Origin of the sequence: Nocardia farcinica, from assembly GCF_029867845.1 — a bacterium.
In the GTDB taxonomy this organism is placed as follows: Bacteria; Actinomycetota; Actinomycetes; order Mycobacteriales; family Mycobacteriaceae; genus Nocardia; species Nocardia farcinica_A.
On sequence record NZ_JARWRU010000454.1, the window covers coordinates 1 to 4,655 of the forward strand.

Genomic DNA, 4,655 nt, shown 5'->3' on the forward strand with positions numbered 1-4,655 from the left:
GTCTGTTGCGGCTCGGCGGGTGCGGCGGGGTCCTCGGCGGCGGTCCGCTCGTCGGGCGTCGCGCAGGCCGGGTCGGGACCCGCGGCCCGCTCGGCGGGCTCGGTCCCCGGCTGACCGAACTCGAAGCCGGTCAGCGGGCGCGCGGGCAGCACCGGGTCGGGCATGGGGGCCGGGACGGCGACCCGCTCGCACGGATCCGGCGCGGGCGGCGGACAGAAGATGCCGCACGGGATCGGCGGCAGGCCGGGGATGTTGATGAAGGTCTGCTCCGGGCTGGGGCCGGGGGTGACCGTGGTGCCGGGCGGCAGCTCGGACGGATGCTGCGGCGCCTTGGTCGCGGTGGGCGCGTCGGTGTCCACGGCGGTCATGTCCTGGTCGGGCGGCGCGGCGAGCACGGGGGCCGAACCCGGCGGGATCAGCTCGGGGGAGATGGTGACCTGGCGCGGCGCGCCGCCGGTGCGGTAGGCGTTGGACCAGCTCAGCACGTCGGCCGCGTAGGCCATCGAGTTGTTGTAGCGCAGCACCGCGCGTAGTTCCTGTTGCGGGTCGGCCAGATTCATCCCGCCCGAGCACAGATACTTGCCCGCGGCCAGCGCGGCGTCGAAGACGTTGTGCGGGTCGGCCACGCCGTCGCCGTTGCCGTCGGCGGCGTAGCGGCTCCAGGTGGAGGGCAGGAACTGCATGGGGCCGATGGCGCGCACATAGCTGCCGTCGGCGGCCTTGATGATCTCGTTGCCGGGCAGGGTGCCGTCCAGCGCGGGGCCGAAGATCGGGTTGACCGTGGTGCCCGCGGCGTCGGTGCGTCCGCCGCTCGCGTGCGCGGACTCGATGCGCCCGATACCGGCCAGCAGATTCCAGCGCAGCCCGCAGCCGGGCATGGCGGACTCCATCGCCAGTTCGGCGTTGCGGTAGGCGGCCAGCACGATCTCCGGGATGCCGAGCACGCCGCCGGTGTTCGGTAGTGAGATCTCGCGTAGCGGAACGGTTCCGGCGAACGGCGGCAGGCCCGCGTCGGCGGTCGGATCCATTGCCCGGAGTTTGCGGGTGCTTTCCGGGGCGACCGGGAGCAGGCCGACCGTCGAGGAGGATGTCGAGTCGCCGTCCGCCGGTGCGGAATCGCGTGCGGCCGGGTCGGCCGCGGCGGCGGCCAGCAGGGCCTCGGGGGTTGCGGGAGGTTCCTTGGACACCGGTTCACCTGCGACGGAACCGGTGGTGATCAAACCGGCGACTACGAGGGCCGACATCGCTATCGGAGCTGAAACTCGCATTCGGCCACACCAATCCTCTTCGTCGTGGGAGCGGCCCGGCACCACCACTTGCCCTGGGCGCGCTTCGGACAACGGACACCAGGCTACCCAGGAGTCAGTATGTTGTTGAGCATTTCCGGTCAATCATCACTGCCGGGCGTGGTGTGCTGCGATTTTGCTGATGGCTTGGCCGATGTCTGGTCCTTGCGGTCGCCGGACCGCGTGTCGCGCACCGGGGTCTCGTCGAGCCGGGTCGCCGCCTTCTGCTTCTTCCTCGGCTTGCCGCTCGTCTTGCCCACCGGCCTGCCCGTGGCCGCGGTCCCGCCGCCGTCCGCCGCGCGCACCCCGTCCCGGCCCACCGTCGCCAGTTCGATCCGATCCAGCAGTTCGCGCACCTCCTCCAGTTCGCGGCGCAGGTAGTCGCGGGTGGCGACATCGCCGACGGCCAGTCGCAGCGCCGCCAGTTCCCTGGCCAGGAACTCGGTGTCGGCCTTGGTCTGCGCGGCGCGCATCCGGTCCTCCTCCAGGGAGACCCGGTCGCGGTTGTCCTGCCGGTTCTGGGCCAGCAGGATCAGCGGCGCGGCGTAGGCCGCCTGGGTGGAGAAGGCCAGATTGAGCAGGATGAACGGGTAGGGGTCCCAGCGCAGCGAGACCGCGAACACGTTGAGCAGGATCCACACCGCCACCACCACGGTCTGGATGGCCAGATACCGCCCGGTGCCGAGGAAGCGGGCCACCTGCTCGCTGCCGCGCGCGAGCGCCTCGGCGTCCCAGGCGATCCGGTAGCGGGAGGAGACGGGCGTGTCCAGGCGTCTGCGCCGATCGGTGCGGTCGGTCACTGCGCCACCACCCCTTCACGCTGTTCGGTCTCGCGCCAGTCCTCCGGCAGCAGATGGTCGAGCACGTCGTCCACGCTGACCGCGCCGAGCAGGTGCCCCTCTCCGTCGACGACCGGGCCGCAGACCAGGTTGTAGGTGGCCAGATAGCGGGTCACCGCCGACAGCGTCGCGTCCGGTCGCAGCGGCGCGAGGTCGGTGTCGATGATGCCGCCGACCAAGTGCGCCGGCGGCTCGCGGAGAAGTTGCTGGGTGTACACACAGCCCAGATACCGGCCGGTCGGCGTCGCGGTCGGCGGGCGCACCACGAACACGATGGAAGCCAGCGCCGGCGTCAGATCGGGATTGCGCACCCGCGCCAGCGCTTCGGCCACCGTGGTGGAGGCGGTGACCACGATCGGGCGCGGGGTCATCATGCCGCCCGCGGTGTCGGGGGAGTGTTGCAACAGCCGCCGGACCGGCTCGGACTCCTCGGGGTCCATCAGCGCCAGCAGCGATTCGCGTTCCCCGGTGGGCAGTTCGCCGAGCAGGTCGGCGGCGTCGTCGGGGTCCATCGCCTCGAGCACGTCGGCGGCCCGCTTGACCTCGAGGTGACCGAGCAGCTCGATCTGGTCGTCGTCGGGCAGCTCCTGCACCACGTCGGCCAGGCGTTCGTCGTCGAGCGCCTCGGCCACCTCGACCCGGCGCTTCTTCGGCAGCTCACGCAGCATGTGCGCCACGTCGGCGGGGCGGAGGCCCTCGAACTGGCCGAGCAGCTGGGTCACATCCTGCCCAGGCCTGCCGATCTCGTAGGGCGTCAGGCCGGTGACCTGCCGCCAGTCCACCGTCCGCACGTCGCGGCGGCGGCCGATGCGCCGGTGGCCGCGCACCGCAACCCGGGTGACGTGCCAGTCGCGGGTGCGCAGCTGCTCCATCCCCAGGTCGATGACGTACACGTCCACCCCGGCGACCTCGGGCAGCTCCGGGTCGTCGACCCTGACCTTGGAATCGACGATCTGGGCGAGCGCGAGCATCTCGCCCGGCCGTTGCTGGAACCGGCGCAGGCTCACCGTGCCCGTGTTCAGCGTGACCATGCCTGGCTCGATGGTGGTCACCCGCAGCATGGGCACGAAAATCCGCAGCCTGGTCGGCAATTCGACGACCAGGCCGTGTACCCGCGGGTACTGACGGTCGTAGCGGACGGCCACGACGACGTCACGCACCCGGCCGATAGACTCACCGTCCGGTCCGAGCACCACGAGCCCGGCCAGCCTGGCGACGTACACCCTGGTTGCTGCCATGCTTGCCAGGCTAGAGGTTCCCGGGCCGACGGTCGCCGTTACACAGGAGGTGCGATGAAGCCACGCCGTTCGGTTCTGGCTGTTCCCGGCAGCAATCCGAAGATGATCGAGAAGGCCAAGGGACTGCCGGTCGACGAGGTCTTCCTCGACCTCGAGGACGCCGTCGCGCCGGTGGCGAAGGTCGCGGCGCGGGCCAACATCGTGGCCGCGCTCAACGAGCCGGGCTGGGGCGACCAGCTGCGGGTGGTGCGGGTCAACGACTGGACCACGCAGTGGACCTATTCCGACGTCATCTCGGTGGTCGAGGGCGCGGGCGCGCACATCGACGCCATCCTGCTGCCCAAGGCCACCGACGCGGGCCAGGTGCGCGCGCTGGACCTGCTGCTGACCCAGCTCGAGCGCGGCTGCGGGCTCGAGGTCGGCCGCATCGGCATCGAACCGCAGCTGGAGAACGCCATCGGCCTGCGCAACATCGACGAGATCGCCACCGCGAGCCCCCGCGTGCAGGCGCTGGTCTTCGGCCCGGCCGACATCATGGCCACCATCAACATGCGCACCCTGGTGCTCGGCGAGCAACCGCCGGGCTACGAGCCGCGCGAAGCCTACCACCACATCCTGATGACCATCCTGCTCGCCGCCCGCGCCCACGGGCTGCAGGCCATCGACGGCCCCTACCTGCAGATCCGCGATCTGGACGGTTTCCGCCGCGCCGCCGAGCGCACCGCGGCGCTCGGCTTCGACGGCAAGTGGGTGCTGCACCCGACCCAGATCGAGGCGGCCAACGAGATCTTCAGCCCGCGCCAGGCCGACTACGACCGGGCCGAGGAGATCCTCGACGCCTACGCCTACTACACCTCCGGCGCGGGCGGCGCGCGCGGCGCGGTCATGCTGGGCGCGGAGATGATCGACGAGGCCAGCGCCAAGATGGCCGCCGTCGTCGCGGAGAAGGGCCGCGCGGCGGGCATGGCCAGGACCACGAAGTTCACCCCGCCGGAGTGAGCGCCGGGGCGCGATGACACGCCGACCGTGTCCGCCATGCCGCCCGCCGGAGTGCACTCCGAACGAGAAATCGGACACATCGGACAGGTGTGGTTGTGGCGGATGCGGCGTGGCGACGGCCGTGGCCTCCATAATGGGGACATGACGAACCCACTCGGTAGCGCGAACAACGCCCGCTCGGGTCTGCCGACGCCGCCCTCGGGCTGGCCGGTGGGGTCCTACCCCACCTACGCCGAGGCACAGCGGGCTGTCGACTACCTGGCCGACAACCAGTTCCCGGTGCAGAACGTGAC

5 protein-coding genes are annotated in these 4,655 nt (G+C 71.2%); 2 read left to right on the forward strand and 3 right to left on the reverse strand.

Going from position 1 to position 4,655, the window contains the following annotated elements; all coding sequences use genetic code 11:
* From QH283_RS09825 to QH283_RS09835, 3 genes are all read right to left on the reverse strand, one after another.
* A partial coding sequence (locus tag QH283_RS09825; RefSeq protein ID WP_432420691.1) for a lytic murein transglycosylase occupies positions 1-1,187 on the reverse strand: 1,187 nt, incomplete at its 3' end.
* Positions 1,188-1,387: 200 nt separating this feature from the next.
* Positions 1,388-2,086, reverse strand: a complete 699-nt coding sequence (locus QH283_RS09830; RefSeq protein WP_414689558.1) for a DUF1003 domain-containing protein — start codon at positions 2,084-2,086, stop codon at positions 1,388-1,390.
* A complete protein-coding gene (locus QH283_RS09835; protein WP_280502705.1) occupies positions 2,083-3,363 on the reverse strand; it encodes a magnesium transporter MgtE N-terminal domain-containing protein in 1,281 nt (426 codons plus the stop codon). Before QH283_RS09835 ends, QH283_RS09830 begins: the two co-directional genes overlap by 4 nt.
* 54 nt (positions 3,364-3,417) lie before the next feature.
* On the opposite strand from QH283_RS09835, the gene QH283_RS09840 reads away from it, so the two are divergent.
* Positions 3,418-4,362 (forward strand): HpcH/HpaI aldolase/citrate lyase family protein, encoded by a 945-nt coding sequence (locus tag QH283_RS09840; RefSeq protein ID WP_280502706.1) that lies wholly within the window; start codon positions 3,418-3,420, stop codon positions 4,360-4,362.
* 141 nt (positions 4,363-4,503) lie between these two features.
* A partial coding sequence (locus tag QH283_RS09845) for a general stress protein (RefSeq protein WP_348538275.1) occupies positions 4,504-4,655 on the forward strand: 152 nt, incomplete at its 3' end.

Excerpts from the sequence above, each read along its gene's own strand:
- QH283_RS09835 (WP_280502705.1), bottom strand. The coding sequence starts at position 3,363 with ATGGCAGCAACCAGGGTGTACGTCGCCAGGCTGGCCGGGCTCGTGGTG.
- QH283_RS09840 (WP_280502706.1), top strand. The coding sequence starts at position 3,418 with ATGAAGCCACGCCGTTCGGTTCTGGCTGTTCCCGGCAGCAATCCGAAG.